Annotated in this window: 4 protein-coding genes; all 4 read left to right on the forward strand. The window is 67.7% G+C overall.

Annotation, left to right across the window (positions count from 1 at the left end; all coding sequences use genetic code 11):
* The coding region (locus FAF44_RS52160; protein WP_237110942.1) for an aminotransferase class III-fold pyridoxal phosphate-dependent enzyme at positions 1-798 on the forward strand (798 nt) is incomplete at its 5' end.
* Positions 795-1,838: an ABC transporter ATP-binding protein gene (locus tag FAF44_RS52165; RefSeq protein WP_237110943.1), complete on the forward strand. Its 1,044-nt coding sequence runs from the start codon at positions 795-797 to the stop codon at positions 1,836-1,838. The genes FAF44_RS52160 and FAF44_RS52165, both read left to right, overlap by 4 nt.
* Before the next feature lie 16 nt (positions 1,839-1,854).
* Complete coding sequence (locus tag FAF44_RS52175) at positions 1,855-2,952, forward strand: PotD/PotF family extracellular solute-binding protein (protein WP_272896223.1); 1,098 nt, start codon at positions 1,855-1,857, stop codon at positions 2,950-2,952.
* A 13-nt stretch (positions 2,953-2,965) separates the two neighbouring features.
* Positions 2,966-4,537 (forward strand): ABC transporter permease subunit (locus tag FAF44_RS52180; RefSeq protein WP_237110944.1); only part of this gene is annotated, 1,572 nt, incomplete at its 3' end.

The raw sequence follows: 4,537 nt of genomic DNA on the forward strand, positions 1-4,537 counted from the left end.
GCAGGACTGTCCGCCACCACCCACACCACCGTCGTCCTGCCCTTCAACGACCTGCCCGCCACCGAACGCCTCCTGCGCGAACACGCCCACGACCTGGCCGCCCTCGTCGTCGAACCCGTCCTCATCGACATCGGCTACATCCCCGCCACCGCCGACTACCTGCGCCTGCTGCGCGAACTGTGCACCGAACTCGACATCGTCCTCATCTTCGACGAACTCCTCACCGGCTTCAGGATCGCCCCCGGCGGCGCCCGCCAGGTCTACGCCATCACCCCCGACCTGACCACCTACGGCAAAGCCATCGCCAACGGCTACCCCCTGGCCGCCGTCGAAGGCCGCGAAGACCTCATGGCCACCACCGACCCCACCCTCGCCGGCCCCGTCGGCTGGGTCGGCACCTACAACGGCCACGGCACCGCCGTCGCCGCCGCGGCCGCCACCCTGCCCCTGCTCGCCGACGGCACCGCCCAGACCTACCTCGACACCCTCACCACCGAACTCCGCCACGGCTTCGAAGCCCTCTCCCACCGCTACGACATCCCCGTCAAGATCGCCGGAGCCGGCGGCCACTTCCAGCCCTACTTCCTGACCACCCCACCCACCGGCTACCGCACCGCCATGACCAGCGACCCCGCCCGCTACGCCATCCTGCACCGCGTCGCCCGCGAACACCGCATCCTGCTGCCCGCCAAACCCCTGCTCCACGCGGCCCTGTCCACCGCCCACACCCCCAGCGACATCGCCGCCCTGCTCACCGCAGCCGAGCAGGCATTCGCGGAGATGAGGAGCACGACATGACCGACAGCACCCCCGACGCCGAACTCCGCGCCGTCCGCAAGGTCTACGACAACGGCGCCCGAGGCGTCGAACAGGTCGACTTCACCGTCACCAAAGGAGAATTCTTCTCCATGCTCGGCCCCTCAGGCTGCGGCAAGAGCACCACCCTGCGCATCCTGGCCGGCCTCGAAGAACCCACCTCCGGCGACGTCCTCATCCGCGGCCAATCCATGCGCGGCCGCCCCTCACACCGCCGCCCCACCAACATGGTCTTCCAACGCCTGGCCCTCTTCCCGCACCTCACCGTCGCCGACAACATCGCCTTCGGCCCCCGCCTGCAACGCAAACCCGCCAAGAAAATCACCGACATCGTCGGCTCCATGCTCGAACTCGTCGGCCTGACCGGCTACGACCGCCGCTACCCGGCCCAACTGTCCGGCGGCCAGCAACAACGCGTCGCCATCGCCCGCGCCCTGGCCAACGAACCCGCCGTCCTCCTGCTCGACGAACCCCTCGGCGCCCTCGACCTGCGCCTGCGCGTCCAGATGCAACAAGCGCTCAAACGCATCCAGCACGACTCCGGCACCACCTTCGTCTACGTCACCCACGACCAGGTCGAAGCCCTCACCATGTCCGACCGCATGGCCGTCATGAACGAAGGCCGCATCGAACAGATCGGCCCGCCCGCCGACCTCTACCGCGCCCCCGCCACCACCTTCACCGCCACCTTCCTCGGCGACACCAACCTCTTCCAGGGCGACACCCACGACGGCCTCCTGCACGCCCCCGGCATCAGCATCAAAGTCACCGGCACCGGCACCGCCGTATCCGTACGCCCCGAACACGTCACCATCGGCACCCACCTCACCTGCGCCAACCGCTACCACGGACGCCTCGAAGACGTCATCTTCCAAGGCGCCAGCACCCGCTACCACATCCGCCTCACCTCGGGGGTCCTGGTGATCTCCGAACGCCGCGAAGAAACCGGAACCCCCCTGGCCATCGGCGACGACGTCGAAACCGGCTGGGACGCGGACGCCGGTGTCGTCCTCAACCACTGAGGGAGCCAGCACCACCATGACCGCCATCACCCGACGCCGGTTCCTCGGCGCCACCGCCGGAGCCGCCGGCCTCGCCCTGGCCACCGCCTGCGGCAGCGTCACCCCGAAAACCGCCACCCCCCAAACCACCGGCGGCGGCAAACTCACCCTCACCATGTTCGCCTTCCTCGGCGGCGACCTCGGCAAAATGCCCAAGGAATTCGCCAAGGAGTACATGGCCACCCACAAGAACGTCGACATCAAGATCTACGAGCAGTCGAACTCCGTCGGCTACACCAAGATGCTCGCCCAGAAGAAAGCCGCCCCCGACCAGCCCCTGGTCAACTTCGGCTTCTTCAACGCCCAGACCTCCATCCAGGGCGCCGACGACAAGATGTTCACCCCGCTCGACTACTCCGCCATGAGCAACGCCGCCGACATCGACGAACGCTTCCGCTACGACGACAGCATCGGCATCGGCATCGGCGTCGACCAACTCGGCCTGCTCTACAACAAGGACAAACTCCCCGAAGCACCCGACACCTGGGCCGCCCTGTGGGACCACGCCCACCAAGGACAGATCTCCTTCTTCTCCTTCCCCTGGTACGCCGTCTACATGGCCGCCAAACTCAACGGCGGCGACCTCACCAACCTCGAACCCGGCTGGGAACTGTGGAAACGCGAAGCCAAGCAGATCCGCCTCCTCGTCGAATCCAACCCCCAGTACCTCAACGTCCTCAGCAACGGCACCGCCCCGCTCACCGCCTACTTCGCCGGAACCGGCCAGCAATGGATCAACTCCGGCGCACCCCTGGCCTACGCCGTCCCCAAAGAAGGCGCCATCCCACTCCCGGTCAACCTCCAAGCCGTCGAAGGCCAGTCCTCCAGCCACCTCGAAGCCATCCACGACATCATCAACGAGATGCTCTCCCCCAAGTGGTGCGCCCGCTGGGCCGAAACCAGCGTCGAGGTCCCCGCCAACACCAAAGCGCCACTCCCGCAGAACCTCACCGGACTGCCCGCCTTCAGCAAGGCCACCACCGACGGATTCCAGCAGATCGACTACACCATCATCGGACGCAACAACGCCGAATGGCAGAAACGCTGGGAAACCGACATCGCCTCCCGCATCTGAAAGGCACGGCGACATGCGCAGACACCGCACCGCCTACCTCCTGGCGGCCCCCAGCGTCGTGCTGCTCGCCGGTGTGTTCGTCGGGTCCATGCTCACACTGCTGGAATACAGCTTCCACCAGTACCTGCCCGACGGCACCGACATCGCGGGCACCACCACCACCTGGCAGACCTTCCTCACCAGCGGCTACCACTGGCAGATCATCCGCGAAACCGTCCTGCTCGGCCTCATCAGCACCGCCGCCGCAGCCCTCATCGGCTACCCCACCGCCTACGCCCTGCACCGCATCCGGCGCCCCGCCTGGCGCTACACCGGCCTGTTCATCATCTTCGCACCCCTGCTCACCAGCGTCGTCTCCCGCACCTACGGCTGGGAACTCATCCTCGGCGACAGCGGCGTCCTCAACAGCATCCTCACCACCACCGGACTCGACCCCGTCGAAATCCTCTACCAGCGCACCTCCGTCGTCATCGCGCTCGTCCACATCCTGCTGCCGTTCATGGTCTTCCCCATCATCCAATCCCTCGGACAACTCGACCCCGCCTTCGGCGAAGCCGCCGGCGACCTCGGCGCCGGATCCCTGCGCCGCTTCGTCAAAGTCACCCTGCCCCTGACCACCCCCGGCCTCATCGGCGGCGCCCAACTCGTCTTCGCCCTGTCGATCAGCTCCTTCGCCACCCCCAGCCTCCTCGGCGGCGGCCGCGTCAACGTCCTGGCCACCGACATCTACGACAACGTCAACAACGTCGACTGGCCCCTGGCCGCCGTCTCCTCCTACGCCCTGCTCGCCCTGGCCGTCATCGCCCTCGGCGTCTTCGGCTGGCTCCAGCGCCGCACCGCCCGGGCCGACCAAGGCGGCGTCACCGCCGCCGGAGCCGCCCCCACCGGCATCCGCGGCTGGGCCCTCTGGCTCATCGCCGTCCACACCTTCGTCCTGCTCCCACTGCTCATCATCGTCATCAACTCCTTCTCCTCCGTCTCCTACGGCACCTGGCCCCCACCCGGCCTGTCACTGAAGTGGTACACCAACCTCTTCCAGCAAGAAGGACTCGGCGCCGCCACCCTGCTCAGCCTCCAAGTGGCCGTCGCCGCCACCCTGCTGGCCATGCTCATCGGCACCGCCGTCGCCACCGCCCTCGTCCGCCACCGCATGCCCGCCCGCGGAACCCTGCAGTCACTCGTCCTGTCACCCACCGTCGTCCCCAAGGTCGCCTTCGGCTTCGCCGGCTTCATCTACCTGCACCGCCTCGGCCTGTTCGGCGGCACCACCGGCCTCATCCTCACCCACACCGTCATGGTGCTGCCGTTCGTCGTCATCGTCGTCACCGCCGCCCTCATGCGCGCCGACGCCACCCTCGACGCCGCCGCCAAAGACCTCGGCGCCCCACCCCTGACCGCCTTCCGCCTGGCCACCCTCCCGCAGATCAGGCCCGCCCTCATCGCCGCCGCCCTGTTCGCCTTCGTCGTCAGCTTCGACGAAGTCGACATGACCGTCTTCCTCCTGTCACCCGACCAGAACACCCTGCCCGTCTGGATGTTCGTCTACATGCAGAAATTCCAGGACCCCACCCTGGCGGCCCTGTCC

Source organism: Nonomuraea sp. MG754425 (genome assembly GCF_021699195.1).
GTDB lineage: Bacteria > Actinomycetota > Actinomycetes > Streptosporangiales > Streptosporangiaceae > Nonomuraea.

Coding starts and splice junctions, on each gene's coding strand:
- FAF44_RS52165 (WP_237110943.1), top strand. CDS start 795: ATGACCGACAGCACCCCCGACGCCGAACTCCGCGCCGTCCGCAAGGTC.
- FAF44_RS52175 (WP_272896223.1), top strand. CDS start 1,855: ATGACCGCCATCACCCGACGCCGGTTCCTCGGCGCCACCGCCGGAGCC.